21 protein-coding genes are annotated in these 22,384 nt (G+C 53.5%); 5 read left to right on the top strand and 16 right to left on the bottom strand.

Annotation, left to right across the window (positions count from 1 at the left end; all coding sequences use genetic code 11):
• Positions 1 to 171: 171 nt before the first annotated feature.
• The 9 genes from FBQ85_10885 to FBQ85_10925 form a co-directional block, all read right to left on the bottom strand.
• Complete coding sequence (locus tag FBQ85_10885; protein MDL1875656.1) at positions 172 to 1,368, bottom strand: hypothetical protein; 1,197 nt, start codon at positions 1,366 to 1,368, stop codon at positions 172 to 174.
• Between the two features lie 110 nt (positions 1,369 to 1,478).
• Complete coding sequence (locus FBQ85_10890; protein MDL1875657.1) at positions 1,479 to 2,399, bottom strand: T9SS type A sorting domain-containing protein; 921 nt, start codon at positions 2,397 to 2,399, stop codon at positions 1,479 to 1,481.
• Positions 2,400 to 2,467: 68 nt separating this feature from the next.
• Positions 2,468 to 2,779 carry a hypothetical protein gene (locus FBQ85_10895; protein MDL1875658.1) on the bottom strand — a complete coding sequence of 104 codons (312 nt, stop codon included), beginning with the start codon at positions 2,777 to 2,779 and terminating at the stop codon, positions 2,468 to 2,470.
• The gene (locus FBQ85_10900; GenBank protein ID MDL1875659.1) at positions 2,757 to 3,731 is read right to left on the bottom strand and encodes a tetratricopeptide repeat protein; all 975 of its coding nucleotides are present in this window, start codon (positions 3,729 to 3,731) and stop codon (positions 2,757 to 2,759) included. The genes FBQ85_10895 and FBQ85_10900 overlap by 23 nt, the downstream gene beginning before the upstream one ends.
• A gap of 6 nt (positions 3,732 to 3,737) precedes the next feature.
• Positions 3,738 to 4,778 (bottom strand): hypothetical protein, encoded by a 1,041-nt coding sequence (locus tag FBQ85_10905; GenBank protein ID MDL1875660.1) that lies wholly within the window; start codon positions 4,776 to 4,778, stop codon positions 3,738 to 3,740.
• Positions 4,779 to 5,245: 467 nt separating this feature from the next.
• The gene (locus FBQ85_10910) at positions 5,246 to 6,160 is read right to left on the bottom strand and encodes a hypothetical protein (protein ID MDL1875661.1); all 915 of its coding nucleotides are present in this window, start codon (positions 6,158 to 6,160) and stop codon (positions 5,246 to 5,248) included.
• Positions 6,161 to 6,314: 154 nt separating this feature from the next.
• On the bottom strand, positions 6,315 to 6,644 hold the full coding sequence (locus FBQ85_10915; GenBank protein ID MDL1875662.1) for a hypothetical protein: 330 nt from the start codon (positions 6,642 to 6,644) through the stop codon (positions 6,315 to 6,317).
• A gap of 1 nt (position 6,645) precedes the next feature.
• Positions 6,646 to 7,941: a hypothetical protein gene (locus tag FBQ85_10920; protein MDL1875663.1), complete on the bottom strand. Its 1,296-nt coding sequence runs from the start codon at positions 7,939 to 7,941 to the stop codon at positions 6,646 to 6,648.
• Positions 7,942 to 8,918: 977 nt separating this feature from the next.
• Positions 8,919 to 9,707, bottom strand: coding sequence for an SDR family NAD(P)-dependent oxidoreductase (locus FBQ85_10925; protein ID MDL1875664.1), 789 nt, complete (start codon positions 9,705 to 9,707; stop codon positions 8,919 to 8,921).
• 170 nt (positions 9,708 to 9,877) lie between these two features.
• Between FBQ85_10925 and FBQ85_10930 the strand changes: the two genes are divergently transcribed.
• On the top strand, positions 9,878 to 10,834 hold the full coding sequence (locus FBQ85_10930) for an HD domain-containing protein (protein MDL1875665.1): 957 nt from the start codon (positions 9,878 to 9,880) through the stop codon (positions 10,832 to 10,834).
• 410 nt (positions 10,835 to 11,244) lie between these two features.
• On the opposite strand, the gene FBQ85_10935 is transcribed toward FBQ85_10930, so the two are convergent.
• Both FBQ85_10935 and FBQ85_10940 read right to left on the bottom strand, forming a co-directional pair.
• Positions 11,245 to 12,048 (bottom strand): DUF4097 domain-containing protein, encoded by an 804-nt coding sequence (locus tag FBQ85_10935; GenBank protein MDL1875666.1) that lies wholly within the window; start codon positions 12,046 to 12,048, stop codon positions 11,245 to 11,247.
• Positions 12,049 to 12,309: 261 nt separating this feature from the next.
• Positions 12,310 to 13,176, bottom strand: coding sequence for a hypothetical protein (locus FBQ85_10940; GenBank protein MDL1875667.1), 867 nt, complete (start codon positions 13,174 to 13,176; stop codon positions 12,310 to 12,312).
• Between the two features lie 238 nt (positions 13,177 to 13,414).
• Between FBQ85_10940 and FBQ85_10945 the strand changes: the two genes are divergently transcribed.
• The 3 genes from FBQ85_10945 (at position 13,415) to FBQ85_10955 (ending at position 15,073) form a co-directional block, all read left to right on the top strand.
• Complete coding sequence (locus FBQ85_10945) at positions 13,415 to 13,843, top strand: NUDIX hydrolase (protein ID MDL1875668.1); 429 nt, start codon at positions 13,415 to 13,417, stop codon at positions 13,841 to 13,843.
• Between the two features lie 150 nt (positions 13,844 to 13,993).
• Positions 13,994 to 14,395 (top strand): response regulator, encoded by a 402-nt coding sequence (locus FBQ85_10950; GenBank protein ID MDL1875669.1) that lies wholly within the window; start codon positions 13,994 to 13,996, stop codon positions 14,393 to 14,395.
• Positions 14,396 to 14,584: 189 nt separating this feature from the next.
• Positions 14,585 to 15,073, top strand: a complete 489-nt coding sequence (locus FBQ85_10955; GenBank protein ID MDL1875670.1) for an Lrp/AsnC family transcriptional regulator — start codon at positions 14,585 to 14,587, stop codon at positions 15,071 to 15,073.
• Positions 15,074 to 15,125: 52 nt separating this feature from the next.
• Here FBQ85_10955 and FBQ85_10960 read toward each other — a convergent pair whose 3' ends face one another.
• Positions 15,126 to 16,121, bottom strand: a complete 996-nt coding sequence (locus tag FBQ85_10960) for a DUF1028 domain-containing protein (protein ID MDL1875671.1) — start codon at positions 16,119 to 16,121, stop codon at positions 15,126 to 15,128.
• 235 nt (positions 16,122 to 16,356) lie between these two features.
• On the opposite strand from FBQ85_10960, the gene FBQ85_10965 reads away from it, so the two are divergent.
• Positions 16,357 to 17,928: a M20/M25/M40 family metallo-hydrolase gene (locus FBQ85_10965; GenBank protein MDL1875672.1), complete on the top strand. Its 1,572-nt coding sequence runs from the start codon at positions 16,357 to 16,359 to the stop codon at positions 17,926 to 17,928.
• Between the two features lie 196 nt (positions 17,929 to 18,124).
• Here FBQ85_10965 and FBQ85_10970 read toward each other — a convergent pair whose 3' ends face one another.
• From FBQ85_10970 to FBQ85_10985, 4 genes are all read right to left on the bottom strand, one after another.
• Positions 18,125 to 19,270 (bottom strand): acyl-CoA dehydrogenase, encoded by a 1,146-nt coding sequence (locus FBQ85_10970; GenBank protein ID MDL1875673.1) that lies wholly within the window; start codon positions 19,268 to 19,270, stop codon positions 18,125 to 18,127.
• Between the two features lie 196 nt (positions 19,271 to 19,466).
• Positions 19,467 to 20,243: an enoyl-CoA hydratase/isomerase family protein gene (locus tag FBQ85_10975; GenBank protein MDL1875674.1), complete on the bottom strand. Its 777-nt coding sequence runs from the start codon at positions 20,241 to 20,243 to the stop codon at positions 19,467 to 19,469.
• A gap of 116 nt (positions 20,244 to 20,359) precedes the next feature.
• A complete protein-coding gene (locus FBQ85_10980; GenBank protein ID MDL1875675.1) occupies positions 20,360 to 21,544 on the bottom strand; it encodes an acetyl-CoA C-acetyltransferase in 1,185 nt (394 codons plus the stop codon).
• Positions 21,545 to 21,668: 124 nt separating this feature from the next.
• Positions 21,669 to 22,384, bottom strand: a 716-nt coding sequence (locus FBQ85_10985) for a DUF1648 domain-containing protein (GenBank protein ID MDL1875676.1), incomplete at its 5' end; no start/stop codon positions are given.

Consider the following 22,384-nt stretch of genomic DNA (forward strand, 5'->3'; position numbering starts at 1 on the left):
TTTGTAGTCCCCGCCCCTTGTGGGCGGCTGTTGAAGCCATGAAATTCGCGGTTGCAACAATGCCCCACAAGGGGGCAGGGCTACGAATCCTGTACACGCTTTTAAAAAACGCTGTAATGTTGACAGATACGGAAATAAGATCTGTAGCAATGCACTGGCTCTAGTTTCAATTTAAAGCTGAGTTTTGAGCCACAAGCCCAAACCATAACCGCGCAAATCAATATCGCCGCCTTGAGCATTCTGGGCGCTGCCCGTGGCATAATCCGCGCTTGCGCCGATCATGGCATGCTCGGAAAGTTTCACCAACATCTGCGCGCCGGCGCGCACGACGCTGGCGCGGCTGAGCTGTTGCACGCTGCTCTTGCCAAAATGATTGGCGTGCAGATAGGCGCCTGCTTGTGTGCGGCTCTTGAAACTGCGCTGCAAGGCGATTTTGGCATAGCTAGTATTGTCGAGATAATAATGCTCGGCCGGCAAGAGAGCGGTATTAGCCGCAACGAATTTGTTGTCATCTTTCCAAATATGCGTGAACGCAAGCTGCATGCGCCATTCTCGCGTGAATTCCCACTCGAGGCTGGCACCCGGCTCGAATTGCCAGCCTTGCTGGAAAAATTTTTCTCCGGCAAGCTGGTCATACGCGAAATACTGCCCCAGCAGGCTTATCCGCCATGCCAACACGGGGTTGATGCGATTGAGTATCAGAGTGGCGACACAGCGCGCCCCGGGCTGATATGTGGTTGCGCTTTCTTCGCGAAATTCAAATTGGCCGGGAACCACCAGCGTCGCGCCCCAGCCCATGCCGAGTTGATCACTCAGATTGAAGGTACGCGCGAGCGACAATTCGAGGTCAAGCCCGGCGCCGTAACGTTGTAACGGAAAACCCAGCACATTCTCGTTGAGCACATTCACCACGGCATTTTCCTCGGCATTGAGCTTGTTTTTGCCCGTGGGCAAATTCACGCCCGCGCCCACAAACCATTTGGCCGCGCTGAAACTGTGCGAGAGACGCATGCGAACATCGCTCAGCCCGTTGAACTCACGCGCCGGCGCCGCCCCCTCGCGTGCAAAACTCCCGGCTGTGCCCAGGGTGAAATTGGTATGCGCAAAAACCGGAAAACTGAGCGCTGTTGGCAAATAGGCCTGGTGAATCTGTTGCGTCTGTCCGCCGGACTTTAATTCCCACGACAAAAATGAAACGCCTTGCGTGAAGGAAAAAATTTCAGGTTGATATTCGAAGCGCGGTGCGCCGTGCGTTTGTGGATTCGGCTGGGCAAGGAGGCCGGGCGAGATGAGTAAGCAATAGCCCAACAAAAGTGCGGCGTGTCTACAGAACAACTGCGTTTTAATTTTTTTGAGAGGTGCTCTCATCAATCTGGCTCTTTTTTATGCGAACGTGCATGCAAATCAATTTGCCGGCCGCTCTCATGCCAGATTCTTAACAGTGCCAAGTTGCGTGAGCGACCGGTTGGTGTTGGATACTATCTAACCAGAACCATTTTTTTATGTTGTAGAAACTCGTCAGTGATAAGCCGGTAGAAATAGATTCCGGAAGGCAAATCGCGTCCGGCATCGTCCCGGCCATCCCAGGTTAACAAATGACGCCCGCTTGCCGGAATATTCTGGAAAATGCTGCGCACTTTCCGGCCTGCTAGTGTGTAAATCTCGCATGTCACCGGCTCGGGTCGGTTCAGATCAAAACTGATAACCGTCGAGGTGTTGAACGGATTCGGATAATTTTGGTGCAGGTGATAAGAGTTCATTTGAGAAAAATCCTTATCGTTAACGCTTGTGATCAAAGTCGTATCGCCGAAAACACGGCCGTTAATCTTTACCGCGCGCACATATTCATAAATATCGAACTGGGGGCGATAAGCAACCGGACCAACGCCCTCCTCCAGCGTGAGCCATTGTTCTTCATCCACAACGGGAAGACTATAATCGAAAACAAACTCCAACTGATCTCCGGGCTCACCCGTGAAGGTGACAACGGCCTTTCGGTAGAGCCGTATGGTATAACCTTGAAAACATGCCGTTCGCGTCATCGTATCCGGAGAACTTTTCGAAAAATCCATCAGAAGGACTTCACAACTATCGCGGTATTCATAAAATCCTCCCAGTGAATCTTCGCGAAAGTATCTCGGTCCGGATAAATTGACAACATAATAAAGCTGATTTTGCCGCCGAACCGTGTCGCTGACAACATACGTTTTGTAATAATCTGCATCCGGTCCGGCTGTGCCCCACATCACCCACGTGTTCCCGATTTGCAGAGGAAAAAACGAGGCCGCCGGGTTGGGTTGGCTCTGTTGTGCCATCGTTCTTTGCTGCAACAAACTCAAACTCGAGAGCATCAGTAGCACGCAGGCGCAGAGTTTCTGTGTGCTGCGGTTCTTGCCCATTTGCTCACCCCGCAAATGATTTTAAAAAATGCGACACACGGTAAAACTTCCACTTCAGGTTCGCGGTGTCAGTTGGGAATCTTCCCCGTCACCACAATCGTGCCGGTGCTTGCCGGCGGAATCAGCGGCGCCGCCAGGCTCGGTGGACTCTGCAAAACATTCGTCGTGGCCTGTAAAAGCTGTTGATTCAAGGCCTCCTGCGGATCGATCTCCGCGAGTTGCAGCAGTTGCGCTTGACTTATCAGCGGCGTGGCAATGGCATCCAACTCTTGCTGCGCCTCTTGAAAATTAGGATCGATACGCAGCGCTTCGGTGAATGCGGATTGCGCTTGCGGAATCTTGAGACTATCGGCAAAATCAAGCCCGCGGCAAAATGCCACGTTGTTGGATGAGCGCAAAGGCGAGCTGTTTTTCAAGTTGCAGAATATCGCTCAAACGCCCGCTGGTGCGCACGGTTTTCGCCACCAGTTCGCTGGTTGAGGATTGGATGATGCCGGCATCCAATTGCAAGCTTGAAGTGCCCAGAGCCGTTGCGCCGCCAATCACTACACGATCGGCGCCCAAAACTCGTCCCGCGCGCGGCGCGGTGAAACTGTCATAAAGCTGGGAGGTGGAAGCTGAAATCTCATTCAGCAAAACTTCCATTTTCGTACGCTCGACCAGGCGCAGGCTTTTTACTTTGCCGAGGTCCGTTGTCAGAATCGCGGCCAGGCCCTTGAGCAGGGCATTCCATTCCGCGCGTTCTGAAACATTGCGGAAATACAACACAGCAACGGTGTTGGAGGGCGGCTTGGCCAGGCTGCGCGTTCTCTCGTCATGCAACGCTTTCTCGATTTCCAATTCTGCCAGTTTCAGTGACAGCCGGCTGATGCGGCTTTGCAATTGCTTGCTCATGGCGTCAAAAAACGGCTGGCGGCGATATTCACCGTATGCCGCGATGGCTTCCGCATAGTTGCCTTGTTGCTCCTGGCAATAGCCGAGAAAGAACAGGGTTCTGCCGTCGCCCGGATTCAACCGATTGGCACGTTGCAACACTGCGGCAGCGCGTTCGAAATCGCGCATGTAAAACAAGGCAATGCCCAACTCGCGCAGATGAACAGCATTACGCGTATCCTTTTGCGCGGCCTGGAACAGTTCCTCGACGGCGTACGCATAATCGCCGCGCTGCAACGCGCTGCGGCCTTTGCGGAAATGCGCATCGCCGCAGCCTAAGAGCAAAATCGCGCTGAACATTAGAACCGCGGCCAGCGCGCGGCGCCTGCCCGTGAATCGCATCAACTGTTTTGCCCTGTTTAAAGTCATTGCCAGCCAATCGCCTGAGGTCACCATCATCCTGTTTTAGCTTTTTTGAAATGTGTGCAAGAGCATAAGCTTGTCTTGCGCCATCTTGAACGAAGGCGCCAATTTCAAGGCCCTGGCCAGCATCGTGCGCGCATCGTGGTAGCGTTCTTGATCGAGCATGTTCAGCGCCTCCGAATAGGCCATCGCCGCTTCCAGCGGAATTTCCTTCTGTTGCAGGCGGTCAATGCGTTCTTCATCGACTTTGTTGACGGCCACTTCAAGATTTTCGCTGATTTTGATTGCGAGTTTCTTCGCCAAATTTAACACTTCAGCAGGCGAGCCTTCGACATGATCGGTTTTGATGATCTCACTGGTTTCGGTTTTCACCAGGCGGACATCAATGCGCAATTTCTTATCGATTTTCATATAGCTGCCGATGAGAACCGATTGCGCGCCGAGCAGCTTGCCCAGGCGCACGGCGAATTCTGGATTGACCAGCGGCTGGCCTTGCACCGTCGCCTCGCTGCGCTGGATTTCTTCGGTGATGAATTGAATGCGCTCACGCTCCACGACTTTGAGTTTGGTCAGCGCCGCAAGATCGGTGATCACGATATCCGCCAGGCCCTTGCCGAGATTGGCGAGCTTGTCCGCGTCGTTGATCGAGTTGTTGTCGAAATCCAGAATCGCAACGGTTTTGATGCCGGCTTCCGAGGTCAGTTGCCAATAATTGCCCAACACTTCTTTGCGCGCCGTGGCCCAGCCGCGCATGACCGCAGGATGGCTCAAATACGCATCACGCGGCTCATATGCCGCGTCGAGCTTGAGAATTTCGGCAAAGCTGGTTTGCACGCGCTCCTCGTTTTGTTTGGCAACGTTGCAGAACGCGAGAAATTCCCACGCTTCCACACGATCCGGCTTCGAAAGTGTGGAGGTGGAGATCAGTTTTTCGAGCAGCGCGACGGCCTCGTCAATGCGGCCGGCGCGGAAATGCGATTTCGCCCGTTCGAGTTCCTGATTCTCGGCGGCAAGCGCCGGCAACGCGAACAGCAGGGCTGCTGCAAGCAAGCGGCTGAGAGAGTGAACAAAGGATTGCTTCATGGCCTCAACTCCTTCAAAAATTTGTCTTGCCGAGAGGCAATTGCAACGTTGTGAGACAATTTCGGTTATTGCTTAAGTTCATAATTGCTGAGATAACGTATTCGTAATCAATTATAAAACTGACAAATGTGAAACAGCGTGTTCATAAGTTAAGTCCAGACAGGGCAAAGCATATGCCATATGGAACCATTAAACGAGGGAATACTCTAATCATTTCTGGATGAAAAACAACGGGGAATTTTGGGATGTAATAAATTTTTGACGTGACAGGAGAGGGCGTGCATAACCACTAACGCGCAAGATTCAGCAGAAATCACTGTTGCATGAAGGCTTGACAAAATTGTCACCGCCGGGCTTCTGATCATCTGAGAAAGCACATGTCGAGCGGGATGAAATCTAAAAAGGTCGTTGGGGGCGATTGTCCAGCCTCTTTGTCAGTGGCTCAAAATTGTTTTGCGCGACTGCCCTCAGCTCTTCCGTTGCCACCATCTCGTTTTCTGCCGCAGCAGGCGTTGAATCGCGGGAAGCATAGCATTGGCCGTGCGTTCGCCTTCGTTGATTAATTCACGAATTTTGCGGAATTCGGCCCAATGCACGTGGCCAACATTCGGTCGAATGGCGAGATCGGCCAGTTGCAGCAGCATGTGATTGAAGCGCCGATTGGTGATCGTGCTGGTGCGAAAGATGATGTCCACGACATTTTCAAACTCCGGCAAATTATCCAGGGTTTGCCCGACATCCACGGCGATCACGATATCCGCGCCCAACTCCCGGCACGCCAGAATCGGCACCGGCGCGACGACCGCGCCATCCACCATTTGATAACCGTGAAGATTTACCGGCGGTAAAAAGCCGGGGATCGACATGCTCGCCTGCACCGCCTGGCGAATATGGCCTTCACGAAATACGATTTCTTCGCCGGTGGTCAAATCTGTCGCAACACAAGCAAAGGGAATTTGCGTGTCTTCGAAATTTTTATCATCCAAAATAAAATTAACCGCCTTGGTAATGCGCCAGCCGCCAACCAGCGAGGGCCGGCTGTGCGCGAGATTAATCACAATGCGCTCTCTCACGTGTGTTGCGACTTGCGCAAAGAAATTTTCCGCGGCATTCTTTTTTTTGAAGAGATCGAGGCCGCTTTCTTTGAATTCCTCGCTGTAAATGAATTCGAGCGCGCGTTTTTCCACCCTGCTGGTTTGCGGATGCAGCGCATAGGTTGCGCCCACCACCGCGCCGATGCTGGTGCCGGCAACCATGTCCACCGGAATGTGATGCTCTTCGAAAACTTTGAGCACGCCGATATGCGCCAGGCCGCGTGCGCCGCCGCCGCCCAGCGCCAGGCCGAGGCGCGGGCGCTGCCAGATTTTTTTGAATGATGCCATTGACAAAAGTCTTTCGCTGTGACAATAAAACGTGTATCCGAATCGTATGACGGGTTATGCGAGCAGGAGGTGGGTTGCCGGGGCCGTCGGCGGTTCATGCGACAAAAACGGATGAAAATTTCCCTTGACTATTCACGCTGAGAATGAACCAGCATCAACAAAACAGATCGAGGCCAAAATGTTGTATGATGATTTCTGCATCCCGCACCGGATTTGCAGAGGCGCTGGTCCGATCCGGCTTCGAGCGGTCGGTAAGTCGTGCGGCCGCGTCGCGAACCTTGCTGGGATAATTGTCATCTTGTGACAATTTGCGCAAGCCCTCGATAAAAGTCGAGGCATAGGTTTGCAGACCCGGACCAATGCCAAGAGCGTCGCGCAGCGCCATGCCGGCCGCGCGCCGCGCGCAGGTGCGCGCCCGACCGATATTGCCCCCGGCTTGGACAGCGCGCGCCTCCGCCATTTCATCGCGCAGGCTTCGTTCCATCTCACGACTCCAGCAAGCGCCGCATATTTTGACCCAGAACCAGTTCCATCGCCGCGGCGGAAAATCCGGCCTGGCTCATCGCCTCATGTTGCGCGTCAAAAATCTCTTTGCGCCAGCCGCGCGGGAACACACCGGAATCCGTGCCGAACAACATGCGCTCCGCGCCAAACACCGCGCGGGTGCGATGAAACACCTCGGCGAGCGTGAGTTTTTCCGGTTGCGTTGCCATCCAATCATTCGAGCTGGAGGTGTCGACAAAGACATTATCGCATTGCGCGCCCAGCATCAGCGTTTCCCGGAAAAAGCCGCAGCCAAAATGCGGGATGATGAAATGCGTTTGCCGGAAGCGATTGGCCGCGGGCTGCAGATCGAGGGGCATCGCAAAACGGCTGTCATAGATGCGCGGCAGGCCGATAAGGTCGCGCAGCTTGACCTGCAAAATTCCGAAATGCACAAACACATGCAAGCGGCGTTCGGCAACAGCTTCAAAAAACGGCAGCAGCGCTTCATCATAAACGTGATAATGGTGCAGCGCGGGAAAGAGCATGACGCCGCGATACCCCAATTGCTCGCTCAGTTTGTGCACCAGCGCCACGCTGCCCTTGTTTTTGGGATGGATCAGGAAATAACCCGCAAACCGGCCATTGGCAAGTTGCAACGCTTCCGCCACTGCCACGATTTCTTCCGGCAAACTGGCGAAGAGAACCGCGCGATCGACGCCATGCCGGTTCAACTCTTCCTGCCAGCGCTTGAGATGGGCCCCGGCTTTGCGGGCCGGCAGTTCGATCTGGGCGCGCGCCGCAAGCTGACTCAGCTCTGCATCGATATTCGCGAGCGGATCTTTTTGACGAACCAATGCAGAAAAAAAATCATGCGAGAAAAAATGAAGGTGGGAATCGAATAAGAACATTGCGTTTTCCTCATGCGGCCGCGAGTGAGCGAGACATTCGTGGGTTGCGCCTGCACGATGCAAAATAAAAATTCCTCGCAAACACGCAAGCCCGCTTTTGCGAAGGCGCGCTTGGCCGCCCGCGCTCACATCAATTGGTGGGAGAGCGATAGCCCTGTGTGCTGACCGGGGCCGGCGAGATGATGCGCAATGATTCCTCCGGCACGACCGTGACTGGCCCGGCGAGGGCGCGCCCGCCGGCAAGCTGCCGCTGAACGGCGCTGGTAGCATCAGCTTTGAAGGCGGAGGAAAGCATGATTGAAATATGCCCGGCAGGATATTGGTGTAGGCGCGGGATCGCCCAGGCGTTTTGCAAGGCGAGCACGTTTTTGAGCGCGATGATGGCATCGTGTTCTGCCGCAAAAATTTCGATGCGATCTCTGGGCAGCAGCGGATGATACGTCACCGGGTCGAGTTGCCGGTAAAATTTGGCGGTAACGGCGCGTCGCCATTGCGCATTTTCAAATTGGCGGCGTATGCGACCGCCGAGCGGCGATTCCCAAACAATGTCGTTGAGCGCGGCCGGAGGCATGGCGAGCAAAGCAAAATCAAGTTCCGGCTCAGCACAGGCAGCCAGCGCAGCGAGCCACGCGCCCAGGCTGAAACCAAGAATGCCGACCACCGGCGCTTCCGCTTCACGCAGATAATGCGCCAGGCGGCGAACATCCGCAACCGCTTGCCGCACCGCATGCAACGTCATTTCAAAATCAGCAGTGTAGAATAAATCGCCGGAAAACGAACCCGCAGGCGTGCGGCGGTGATGATAGGGCAACTCGAGAAAATATGCCGAGGCCCCAGCCTCGGCGATGGCTCGCAAAAATGGGCGATAGGCAACGGTTGAGATACTCATCAAACCATGCAACACGATCACGGCCGGAAGATGCAGTTGCCGCTCGGGCGCATAGGTTCGCACAAAAACAAAATCATTCTTGCGGTGCAGGGTGGGCAGCGGCGAGGGGAAAGTAAAATCACGGCGCCAGCACTTGCCTTGCCGTTCCCACGCCGCGCCGCGAATTTCGTCGCTTGCCAGCGCAGGCGGCTCAGGGAAAAGTAAGTGAGGATCAGAAACGTTGTGTTCTGAAAGATCCAGAAACCGTGGCGGGAATTTTCCCTCCTGGCGGCCGGCAATGGCCTGCATGCCGCGGCAAAACATGCCGTCGAGCCAGCGCGACCAACCGGCATGTGAGGAAGTCTTCATCCTTGAATTCTCCTTTGCGATCGAACTAGTTGTCAGGCGCAAATGTCGTGAAGTATGCCACGAAATGCAAACAATTACTCAACAACTCAGCGCTTGGCTTCTTTCCCGGGTTGTCGTGGTTGGCTCTTTATCGCGCCGGTTTACTCAAGTGCATCAATTTGCGTGCGGCGTTTACGTATAACGCTACCGGCGCCATGCGTACGAGCCGATACAACAAACTCATGCGCCAGGGATAGATATAAAGATGCTTTCGCTTGGCAACGGCGGTAATCATCAGCCGCGCGGCTTGAGGCGGGGATAATAACCAAAAACGTCTGGGATTGCCTCGATTGATCGGCGTGTCGACAAAGCCGGGGTGAATCATGGTGAATTGAATATCCGGCAGCTCGACGGCCAGGCTTTCGAGAAAATAGGCCAGGCTGATTTTGCTCAGACTGTACAAGCTGCGATAAGGCAAACCCCGCATCGAAGCGGCTGAACCAATGCCGATAATCGTTCCAGATTTTTGCGGCGCCATGATTTGCAGGCTTGCAATTGTGGTGTAAATGGCGCCGTGCAGATTTGTGTTGAGCAAGGCATCGGCATTTTCCCACGTCCAGCGCCGAAACGAAGTATCAAGGCTGACGCCGCTGTTGACCCAGACTGCATCCAGGCGGCCGGCGTTTTGATGAAATGCGTTGACCGCGGCAACTACCTGCTCGCGCTCGCGAACATCGCAGGCGCGAATCCAAAATGTGCTGCCGGTGTGCGCGAGTTTGGCGGCCAGCTCTTCCATGGGCGCTGCGCGCCGGCTGAGCAAACCGAATTTGATGTTATAAGGCGCGAGCGCTTCGGTAACAGCCGCGCCCAAACCCGAAGATGCTCCAGTAATCAAAACACTTTTGCCCGACCAGTACGAAGCTAGCCGCTGGCTCATTTTCCTTCCTCCGGCAAATTGCTATGCTCACACGTTTTTGGGGCGCAAGATAGTCACGAATCGAGCATTTGTCAAGGCACGGGGGCTGTTCCGTAATTCTGTGCTTGCATTTTTAAGCAGAGTTTGCTTTAATTTTCCCGCAGTTTAAACCATTCCGAACGGAGCAAAACATGAAAAGGCTCAACGATCTGTTGTTGGGAGAACAATTCACCACCTTTCTCGTGCTCACCAAAAAAGAGCGCCGGGCGAAGAAAAACGGAGAGCCTTACTTGGCGCTGGAGCTAAGCGACGTCACCAATCACATGTCCGGCGTGATGTGGGATAATCTTGAAACCGTCACCGCCGAAGCCGGGCAGATCGTCAAGGTCGCCGGCACGCTCGAAGAATATCAGAGTCAAAAGCAGATTCGCGTCGATAGAATGCGCGCGGCGCGCGACGATGACGATGTCGATCTCATGCAACTCGTGCCGTCAACACCGGAGGATCGCGGGCAACTCTGGCAGCGCTTTCAGAAGATGATCGAAAGCGTCGCGCAGCCGTCGCTGCTGGCATTGTTGCGCCGCATGTTTGCTGAGGAGAGCTTTGTCAAGGACTTTTGCGCCGTGCCGGCGGGCAAGAAGTGGCATCACGGCTATCTGGGCGGGCTGCTCGAACACACGCTCAATATTGCCGCCATTTGTGACCGCCTTGCCAAAATTTACCCGCAGGTTGATCGCGATTTGTTGGTGACGGCCGCGCTGTTGCACGATATCGGCAAGGTGGATTCTTACAATCAAGGCCCGATGTTCGATTATACCGACGCCGGCCGCCTGCTGGGTCACATTGTGATTGGCGCGCAAATGGTTGCCAATAAAATCGCGCAGTTTCCGGAATTCCCGCACGAATTGGCGATGAAGTTGCAACATTTGATTCTCAGCCATCAAGGCGCATTGGAGCAAGCCTCACCGGTGGTGCCGATGATTCCTGAAGGGTTTTTGCTGTATTATGCCGATGAAATCGATTCCAAGATGAACGCCATTGATCGCATTTACAAAAAAGAAAGGGCTGCGGGAAGCCGCTGGAGTGAGTATGTGAATTTACTCAACAGGTATTTATATATCGGCGTGGCCAAGACCGGCAAGGATTGAAGCGCGCGAACGCCATTTTTGTAATTGCGTTGTTTCAGCCCGGCACACGCGGCTAGCGCGATTTTTGCCGTCGCGTGCGAATCGTAAACGCGCGAGGCGCGAAAAATTCAAAGAAATGGCAGGGAAAATCCATTTTTAATAGTTTAGCAGGTTAGTGAAACTTCATAAAACAGGAAAGCAGTGGTGGCATGTATCTTGTAAGCGGATTTGGCGCACGGCGAGAAGAAGCTGTGAATAAAGCTGAATCCTGAAGAACATCAAGTTTCCATCCACCCCTCCTTTCCTGGAACGGCGGAGGCGATATATTCGTCTCCGCCGTTTGTTTTTTGATGGAATTTGACAATAAAACTAAAACGCCCGGAAGCTTCAAGCGCCCGGGCGTTTTTTTACGTATTCGTTGTGGTTAGCCGTCAGGATCTTTTCAGGATCGAAATTGAGCCGTTGGTGGTGCGCAAGTAGACCCGGCCGCCGTCGCTGCCGATTTTTCCTTCCAATTCGTTCCGTCCGAAGCGGCCTTGCATCACCAACGGAAACTCACAATTCACCTTGCCATTTGTCGTGCGCGCCGAGATGTTGGCGCTGAAATCACTCGGAAATTCCGCCGTGATGCCGCCATTGGTGGTTTCAAAGTTCATGGTTTCCGAGGGCGTGACCTTTGCCAGCGCGACGCGAATTTTGCCGTTGGTGGTGGCCGCAGAGACGCTGCCTTCTGCTTCATCGACTTCGATACCGCCATTGGTGGTTTCCAATTCAATGCGCCCGGAAATCTCGCGCACATTGATCTGGCCGTTGACGGTTTCGATTTTGACATCGACGTCTTTGGGTATTGAAATCCAATAGGTCACCGCGACGCCGCCGTTGCCGCTGCCAAACACCCAGCTCCAGAAACTATCGCCGTAGTCTTTGGAGCGCGGGGTGCGCGTTTTTACATCAACAGAATTGCTGCCCTGTCGCACGACAATCTCGGTGGCTTCCAGCAGTTTCTGCGCATCTTCTTCGCGCCGGGCATGCGCGACTTTTTCCGCTTCAATCTTTACTTCGTTGCGATCCCATGCGACAATATGCACCGCGCCGTTGGTATTATCCAATGTGAAGCTGCCGCCGCGCGCGAGCGCATAGCTTTTCTCAAAACGCTCACGCAATTCACCCGCTTGCCCATCCGCCAGCAGCAAAACCAGGGCGCACAATACGATTTTGGAAAAGGAGGTTTTCATGGTTCGATTCCGGATTTAGGTTGCCGTCTTTGATTTCAAGTTGAGCACTGCCCGATGGCGCACAATTTTATTTTGCGATGATGTGTGCGGCGATATCTTGACATTGACGATGAACGAGTACACTGTTACCCTGAAAGATTTATCCAACTTTGAATGTCATCCAGCAAGGATCTTGTGATATCGCAGGCAAATTGGCGAGTACTTCACAAGATTCGTCTGACACTTCGAAGGAGCCACTCCTAAAAATCAAGGCGCCGCGAACTAGTCCTGTTTGATGCGGCATTCGCCAATGCCCGCACTAATGCTCAACTGAAAGTTTTGCTTGGCGTCATCATAGTTTTGGGAATAATAATACCGGCCATCTTTGCGCAGATCGCGGGGCGGCTCAAAATGTGAGAGAAACATGAATTTTGAAATCGACAGGCGTGTGCCGGATTCGCGCGGCAGCACGATCGTGGTTTCGCCAATGTCGAGATCGACATTCGCAATCGCATCTTTGAGTAAATCGCCGCTGAAATCAATGGTCAACTGGCCGATGCCGCCGTCAATTTCGGCATTGCGAAAACGCGCATTGCCCAATCGCCGAAAATTCGACTCGCCGATTTTTGTGTTGAGAAAAAGGTTGGTCATCTCTCTTTGATTCGGCTCATCAAAATCGAGGTTGACCTCGCCAGCAATGGTCTCCAGCGAAAAGTCCGCGAGACTCAAACCGCCCAGTTGCATTTCAATTTCGCCGGCTTTGATTTTGAAATCCAAATCCATGTCTCCGCCGGTGGGCAACTCCAGATCCAGTTCACCCGCCTCGTGATTGTCATGCTTGCCAATCCAGCGGGTTTTGTCGAGAATGATTTCCAGCGCGTTGCGTTTTTCATTATAGCGAAACGTGTGTTCGTATTCCTCACGATCGTAAAACAGGCGCGCTTTCACCCTGTCCTTGCTGTGGCCGCGCGAAACACGCACTTTGCCGGCATCAACTTCCACGCGCATGCGAAAGGTTGAGCCGGTGTCGATTTTGAAATCGTTGTCCAAATCCTCATAACCGGGCGCTGGCTTGTCTTTCTCTTGCGCCAGCACAAGTCCTGCAGACGCGCACAGTATAAGCGCTGTCCAAAATTTTGAATAGGACATCCCAACCTCCACGTTTGATGTCTCATCTCAACTGCTAAGTTGCACAAAATTACGGATAAAATTGAGTAAAGTTCCGCACGATTTTTTAGAATGGGAATATTTGCTCAATATGACGGTGATTTTTTGTGCACTGTGCTTAAAAATTTCCAAGCGCGGCAGCGAACGCAGCGCTTGCATCTGATGCGAAGAATGGATATATAGAGCACGATTTTGTTGACAACAATTCGCCGCGCGCATCATGACAAGCCTGTTTGATAAAAACTATTTGTTCAATCAGTCCGGCGTTGTGCCTTATCGCATTGCCGGGAATGAGGTGGAGGTTTTGTTGATCACCTCGCGGCGCCGTAAACGCTGGATCATTCCCAAAGGCATTGTCGAGCCGGATTTGTCACCGGCCGAATCTGCGGCGAAGGAAGCGCTGGAAGAAGCGGGTGTGACTGGCATTCTGCACCCGGATGAAATCGGCGAGTATGCCTATGAAAAGTGGGGCGGCGTCTGCCATGTCAAGGTCTTTTTGTTGCAGGTAACTCAAGTACTCGATTCTTGGGAAGAGAGTTTTTTGCGTGACCGGCGTTGGCTATCGCTGCCGGATGCGATTGAGTTAATTGAAGAGCGGGATTTACAGAATATATTAAGATCAATTTCCAGAATAATTTTTAATTATTAGTTTTTTTGTCTAAAAATAATAAAAAAATGAAATTTTTATTGACAATATGTTTTCAAGAATATATATTCGCGCCATCTCATTCAAATTTATGGTTTAACCTCTCACACAAAGGATGTGTGCGTTGATTCGGTTTATACCTCAGGAGCGCGAATGATGAAATCTGCACCACGGACGGAAGCCGCGACAGTGTTGCTCGTTGATGAAGATTTGGAACAATGCTTGAATTGCAAAACAAAACTGGAATCTCAGGGATATCGCGTTGTTTGCACACACTCGGCCCGGGAGGCGCTGGCCATTTTTTCGTGTGAGAAAATCGACCTGGTTGTTGCGGATGTGCAACTGCCGGATATGGGCGGTTTTGATTTGATCGGCACGCTCGCTTCTTTGCGCTTGCCGATCCCGATCGTGGTCAATACTTCCGATTCCGCTTTTCAATTCAGTTTTCGTTCGTGGGCTGCGGATGCCATCATCGCAAAATCGCCGGATTGCACCGAGTTGGCGCTTAAAATCGCGGCGTTGTTGCAAGCCCAGGCCCCCAAATATGTGCATTAAGATTTAATCACCTCATCCCTGGCAGCGTGATCGATTTTGCATTAGTTCTACTTGGGGTCGGCGATTAAATAACTCTCCCAATCTCCAACCGCGAATAGACGCGAATCATCGCGAATTAAAAAGCATTAGCGGCCTTTCGCGTTGATTAGCGGTTTAAAGAACGGAACAGTAACCTATCAGGCACGCAACATGTCAGCAGAAAAACTAGACGAGATAGACATTAAGATTCTCAAGATTTTGCAAGTACGCGGCCGCACCAAACGCAATGAGCTGGCCGAGCATGTGAAACTTTCAATTCCAGCGGTGAGCGAGCGGCTGCGCAAAATGGAAGAACGCGGCGTCATTCGCAGTTACAACGCCGTGGTTGACAGCAGGAAAGTCGGCCTGGGCTTGACCGCATTCATCTTTGTGATGGCCGAATCCTCGGTTTTTTATTCGCAAATTATCGGCTCCTCACAGTCCGAGCCTGAAATTCTTGAATGCCATGCCGTCACCGGTGAAGGCTCGCATATCCTGAAAATCAAAACCCAATCCACCGCCACTCTTGAAAAACTTCTCTCGCGCATTCAATCCTGGCCGGGCGTAAAAAACACCCGCACCAGCGTCGTTCTCTCGAGTCCCAAAGAAGAAACCGTTGTCACACTTGTGCATTTGGAGCAGGCACCCTCTGCGGAATAAGATGCCGCCTTTGTGACTGCGTAAGAAAGCCACACGCGGATGCGAGATGAGTTCACTTTTTTGCTTTCGGCGCGACTCCCAGAATCTTCTTCATCCCCGCCTCATCAACATTCAATAATCCCACACCCGGCAAACGCGGTGTCAATTCCGCCCAATTTGGATCGCCGGCAAAAACTTTTTTGAACAGCGGCAGTGATTCCTCCAGGCGGCCGGCGTTGACCAGCGAGGTTGCCGTCCAATAAGCCATCTCGAGATTGTCCGGCATCATTTTTTGCGCGGCGCCGTATTCTGCCAGCGCTTTTTCCATGTCATTGTGTTCCACCGCGAGATCGCCGGCGTTCATGTGCTGATAAGCGCGATGCACGTGCACCAGCCGCCGCAATTCCATCAGCGGCTCGGGATGATCTTCGACGCGCAATTCCATCACGCGATCGGCCCACGGCCGGCCGGTGCTCGTTCCGCTCACAATCAAAATTGCAGCGGATTGCTTGCCGCGAATGTCGCCGCCCACGGCCTGCGCGGCATCCATCGCCGCCAGCATTTTGTCGGTAAGATCTCCGGAAGTTTTTTGATACGCCTCCTTCATCGCCGGCCAGACCTTGTCGTTCAACATGAGATTGGCTTGCACGGAAAACTTTTCGCCGACATAATGCCCGGCCGCCGGGATGCACTTGCTGCCGGTGTGCGCCGCAACATTGCCTTGTGCGTCGATCATGGCCACTTGCCGCACCGCCTCACCGGGATCAGAGGCAATGATCGCGGCCAGCGCTTGCTTTGCGTTTTTGCCCGCGCGCATTAACTGCAAACCGAGCGGGCCGTAGGCGGGATCGATAAACGATTGCGTGGCCACCGCGCCCACGCCCGCTTCCGCCCACGTGACCAGCGAGCCAACAGAAAACCAATGTGATTGCACGGCCACGCCCATGTGACCCGTGGCCGGATCACGCGCAACGATGGAATAAGTATGCACCGGCCGGGATGTTTCTTGCGCGAAAGCTGAGGCCGCAAGTAAAACGGCAAAGGCAGCACAGAAAATGCGTTGGGACATGATACTCTTCCTCCTTTACACTGAAGTTAGATTTTCGAGCGCAGATTGGCGCTTCGCGTGCTGTGGGCGAATATAGGATTTATTTTTTTAGACGCAAATCCACTCAACAGAAGTCTTTGGATTGCGAACAAAAAGTTTGTACAATCTTGTGAAAATCAAATTCAGAAAAAGCGAAAAATGGCCTTAACCCGTCAAATTCACCAATACCCCAACTCATTTCACGAAGGGAGCATATATGCGATTCCTGTCGCGAAGCTTGTTGATTCTCGTGTTGCTCAACCTGCCGGCGCGCAGCCAAACATTTGCAACGCAAGACAGCATCTTGCAAAAAATCTGGCATGAAGCCCAAAAGAATTCACACTTGGAAAAGCTGGCGCACGAGTTGTTGGATGTCATCGGGCCACGGCTGACGGGCACGCCGCAAATGCAAAAGGCGCATGACTGGGCGGTGGCGACCTACACCGGTTGGGGCATCGCAGCGCGCAACGAGCAATGGGGCAAATGGCTCGGCTGGGAGCGCGGCATCACACACATTGATTTGCTCTCGCCGCGCGTGCGCACGCTGGAAGGCACGATGCTGGCGTGGAGTCCCGGCACGTCGAAGAACGGCATTCAGGCAGGAACAATTATTCTGGCGCAGGCAGCGGACTCAGTGGCGTTTCAGCAATGGCTGCCCAACGTCAAGGGCAAATTCGTCTTGATTTCGATGCTGCACCCCACCGGCCGCCCGGATAAAGATTGGGAAGAATTCGCGACCAAGGAATCCTTCGATAAAATGAAAGTTGAGCGTGATACGTTGCGCTCGCAATGGCAGGCGCGCCTCAAAAAAACCGGCCTCGATGCCAAGAAACTTGCGCTGGCGTTGGAAGCCGCGGGCGCAGCAGGCCTCATCGCTTCGAACTGGTCAAACGGCTATGGCGTGAACAAAATTTTTGGCGCGAATACCAAGAAAATCCCCACGATTGATTTGAGCCTGGAAGACTATGGCTTGGTTTATCGCCTGACAGAGAACGGCGCCAATCCCCGCATTCGCCTGGTGGCTGAAGCAAAATTCACCGGCGAAACGCCGGCATATAATACGCTCGGCGAATTGCGCGGCGGCGCAAAAAGCGATGAGTATGTCATGCTCTCCGCACATTTCGATTCCTGGGATGCCGCCTCGGGCGCGACCGACAATGGCTCGGGCACGATTCTCATGATGGAGGCGATGCGCATTCTTAAAAAAGTTTATCCGAATCCCAAGCGCACCATTCTCGCCGGACATTGGGGCAGTGAAGAGCAGGGCTTGAACGGCTCTCGCGCGTTTGTGAAAGATCATCCCGAGATCGTGGCAAAGCTGCAAGCGTTGTTCAATCAGGATAACGGCACGGGACGCATCGAACGCATGTCCGGTTCGGGCTACATCGATGCCGGCGAGTCGCTGGCGCGCTGGCTGGCGCGCGTGCCGAGCGAGGTGACGGATCATATCAAGTTTGATTTTGCCGGTATGCCGGCCGGCGGCGGCTCGGATCATGCCGCTTTTGTCGCGCTGGGCGCGCCGGGTTTTAGTCTGGGCGCGAACCGGTGGAACTACGGCATCTACACCTGGCACACCAATCGCGATACTTACGACAAACTCGTTTTTGACGATTTGAGAAACAATGTCGTGTTGGTGGCTTCGCTGGTTTATTTGGCCTCGGAAGATGAAACGTTCGTGGGCCGTACCAAACGCGAGATGCCAATCGACGAGAAAACCGGCAAACCGCGCGCTTGGCCGGCAGCGAGAGAAGCCGAGCGCGCCGGCAGGCTGGAAGAGGAGAAGAAGTGATTAATGATGAATCAGATTGAGGATAGAGGATTGAAGAGTGATGATTGTTTGAGCATTCCGCTTTGATCTTCAACCTTGGCGCAGCACACGGCTGTCATCCAGAAAGAATATTGTGAAGTTGCAGGCAGATTGCAGGTTACTTCACAAGATCCTTTCTGGATGACATTCCGAATGAACTAATGAAGGCAACAGCATACTAACTGCGCTCAAAAATCTCCTTCGCAATGATCAACCGCTGAATCTGGCTGGTGCCTTCATAGATTTGGAAAATCTTTGCGTCACGCATGAGCTTTTCCACGGGATACTCGCGCGAGAAGCCATAGCCGCCGAACACTTGCACGGCGTCGGTGGCCACGCGCATGGCAGTGTCGGCAGCGGCGCATTTGGCGTACGCGGCTTGCAGGGTGTTGCGTTTGCCTTGATCGATGGTCCAGGCCGCCAGCCAGGTGAGCAAACGCGCGGCTTCAATGTCACGCGCCATGTCGGCAATCATGAAACTCACGCCCTCGTGAGCAGCCAGCGGTACACCGAAGGTCTTTCTTTCTTTGGCATAGTTCGCAGCATGCTCCATCGCGGCGCGCGCCAGGCCAACGGCCATTGACGCAACCACTGGCCGCGAATGATCGAACGCGGCCATCGCCGCTTTCCAGCCATCGCCTTCTTTACCGAGCAAATTCGCAGCGGGGATTTTCACTTCTTCAAAAGTAACGCCGCGCGTGTCCGAGCAACGCTGGCCGAGCTTGGGTTCGTGCTTGCCGATTTTCACGCCCGGCGTGTCTGCCGGTACAATGAAGCCGCTGATGCCCTTATACCCCTTGCTTTGATCGCTGTAGGCAATCACAAAAAACCAGCGCGCGTGTCCGGCGTTGGTGATCCACATTTTCTGACCGTTGATCACGTAATCATTCCCGATTTTTTTCGCCGTGGTTTTGATCGCCTGCACATCGCTGCCTGCGCCGGGTTCGGTGACGGCATAAGAACAGAACGAGAATTCTTCGGTGAGCGGGGCGAGAAATCTTTTTTTCTGATCGTCATTGCCGGCAACAATAACCGGCGCGATTGCGAGTGTGTTGCAGGTCGTGGTCGTGCCCACGCCGGTGCAGCCCCAGCCGATCTCTTCGGAAATTAAACATTCCTCCAAAACGCCCAAGCCCAGCCCGCCATATTCTTTGGGCACATGCACGTTCATCAATCCCAGTTCCCAGGCTTTGCGGCAGACTTCTTCGGGAAATTTTTCATCTTCGTCCAATTGCGCGGCTACGGGGCGGATTTCATTTTGCGCGAATTCGCGCGCCAGGGCGCGGAATTGCTGCTGATCTTCGGAAAGGGAGAAGTCGATCATGGTGTTTACCTCCGGAGTGTGCTTCAAAATAACAGCGGGCGGGCAAAAGTTCCCGGAATGATTCTGTGCGAAAGCGTAACCCGAATGAGCTGGAACCGAAATTTTTGGCCACGGATCAAATCTGATTTGCTCGGAGTTTTAATCTGCGTGAATCTGTGGCAATCTGCGTCCAAAAAACCTTGCTATTTCTGTTTGATCATTTCTTACGCGATGCCAAAAATTTTTCGATAGCTCCAGCCGCCTCCGGCGATTCAAAACACAAGCTCTGCGCATACACTTCATATTTCAACATGGCATCGAGAGATTGCCCATGACTTTGCTGCAAGCCTTTTTTGAGCAGGCGCAGAACCAATGGCGATTTTTCGGCAAGTGATTCAGCCCGTTTCATTGCAGCCGGCAGCAATTCCGCATCCGGAATGATGTGGTTGATGAGATGCAATTTCAAAGCCTCATCGGCGCCAATCATTTCTCCGCTCATCAACAATTCTGCTGCCTTTGCCGGGCCGGTGAGCCGGGGCAAAAAATATGTGCAGCCGAGATCGGGATGCAAGCCAATGCGAATGAATGTGAAGCCGAGGCTTGCGCTTTGCGCCATCAAACGAAAATCACACGCCAGCGTAAGACCCGCGCCGCCGCCGGCAGCCGGGCCGTTGATCGCCGCGATCACCGGCTTCTCGGCGGCGTGAATCATGGTGACGATTTCATTGCCGGATTCTACCAACACACGGCCACGCGCAATGTCCTTGGCCGTAGCCAGTTCGCTCAGATAATGAATATCCGCGCCGGCGCAAAACCCCTTGCCGTTACCGGTGAGAATGACGGCCCGGACCCCGTCGTCATCCAGCAAAGCGCGTAGTGCCGCACAGATTTCCTGCCCCATCTCCGCATCAAACGCATTCAGGCGCTCGGGACGATTGAAGCGGAGGAGGGCGATGGCGTCCTGTTTCTCAATTTGAAGGAATTGGTAGTTCATTCCGTTGATTCGCTTTCAACGTGAAGATGACTCAAAACGGAATATTGGAGTAATGGATTGCTGGAGTGATGAAGCAGAAAACAATCTCATCGATCCAATACTCCACTACTCCAATTCTATGCTCTCTCAACCAGCAACGCAATCCCCAGCCCGCCGCTGATGCACAATGTCGATATGCCGTAACGCGATTTGCGCTTGAGCATCTCATGCACGAGTGTCACGGTGATGCGTGCGCCGGTCGCGCCGATGGGATGGCCCAGCGCGATGGCGCCGCCATTCACGTTCAATTTCGACATGTCGAAATGCAGCTCGCGATCGCATGCCAGCACTTGCGCAGCAAATGCTTCATTCAATTCGATGAGATCAATGTCTTCGAGTTTGAGATTGTGTTTCTTCAGTAGCGCTCGCATCGCCGGCACCGGCCCGATGCCCATGATCGCCGGATCGACGCCCGCAGTGTCATAGCCCACGATGCGCGCCAACACAGGAGAGCTATTTCTTTTTACAAAATCCTCCGTGGCTAGCACCAGCGCCGCAGCGCCATCCACCATGCCCGAGGAATTGCCGGCGTGCACGCTGCCGTCTTTTTTAAACACCGGCGGCAGTTTCGCCAGCGACTCCAGGGTTACGCCGTCACGCGGGTGTTCGTCAGCAGTGATGATCTTCTTTTCACCCTTGCCGGTTGTGAGCTCAACAGGAACGATTTCATCATCAAAGCGATGTGATTTGCGCGCCGCCTCGCAACGACGCTGCGTTTCCATCGCGAAGCGATCTTGTTCCTCGCGCGAAATGTTGTATTGGGTAACGAGGGTCTCAGCGGTTTCGCCCATGATTTGACCGCAGAGCGGACAAAGAAAGCCGTCTTGATACATGCCATCAACGAGCTTCTCGTTGCCGAGGCGATAGCCCCAGCGCGCTTTCATCAGCAAATACGGCACGCGACTCATATTCTCAGCGCCGCCCACGAGAAGGACTTCGGCATCGCCGCATTTGAGTGTTTGCACGGCATTGAGCAACGCGCGCAGACTCGAGCCACACGCTTTGTTGACGGTGTAGGCCGGAATTTCGTATGGCACGCCGGCGCGCTTGGCAATCTGCCGTGCGGGGTTCGGGCCGACGCCTGCCGGCCGCGCATTGCCCATGATCACTTCGTTGATCTGATCCGGCGCAACCTTCGCGCGCTCCAATGCAGCCTTGGCGGCAAACGCGCCCAACTCGGGCGCGGTCAGTTCCGTAAATGCGCCGCCAAATTTGCCGCACGGCGTGCGCGCAGCGGAGAGAATGAAAATTTCGGGGAACATGTTATGCCTTTGATGTCTTGATTTCGGACTTAACTTTCTTTCTATATCAATCAGATACTCGATGCCACCGTTTAACCTCGCCAGGCCCAGAGTCGATGTGGCTGTGGCGAATTTTTGGATGGATTTAACGTATGAGAGAAGCTTTAATCAAGTAAAAGATGATCGTACCAAAATCCAGCACCAGCACAAAGGGCAAAAAGGCGAGGCTCAATCCCGTGGCATTGCCGAGCGCTGTTTGTATCGTTTGCCAGGCAATGTAAGCGAACATCCACACCATCGTGCATTTCAAGAAACCGACGAGCTGGCGCGCGAGGCGATAATGCGCGGCGGCATTCTGCGCTGTGATTGGCCAGAGATAGTTGTATTTGTGCGGATAGCGACGCAAAATCGTCAATCCGATATAAAGAACGACTGCCAACAAGAAAAGTGCAAGAAGCATATATTTGCTGCCCCAGCCATCGGGTTCACCTGTAGCGCCGAAGTGTGTAGGGATCTTTTCAGGCAGCGAGAACCAGAATTGCAGCATCATCAAGCCAAATGCCAGCACCCCCAGACCGGAGAAGAATTCCAGGATTTGTTCAAATCGTGAAGGTGGTAAGTCGAGCTTGGGGCGTTCGTCCGTCTTGAGTCGAGCAGGATATGCCGAAGAACGAGTAGCAAGATTGCGAGAGGAGTTCATAATCTTTGCGAAGCGATTCGAGGTTAAAACGCGACAGTGGGAATAATCTTCGTGGATGGAATTTAACTCAAATCCACCCACACGCTTTTGCTTAGTGAATAGAACTCGAATGCCGCCATGCCGCTCTCCACGCCGAAGCCGCTCATTTTGTAACCACCGTA

It is taken from the genome of Cytophagia bacterium CHB2, from assembly GCA_030263535.1.
Classification (GTDB): domain Bacteria; phylum Zhuqueibacterota; class Zhuqueibacteria; order Zhuqueibacterales; family Zhuqueibacteraceae; genus Coneutiohabitans.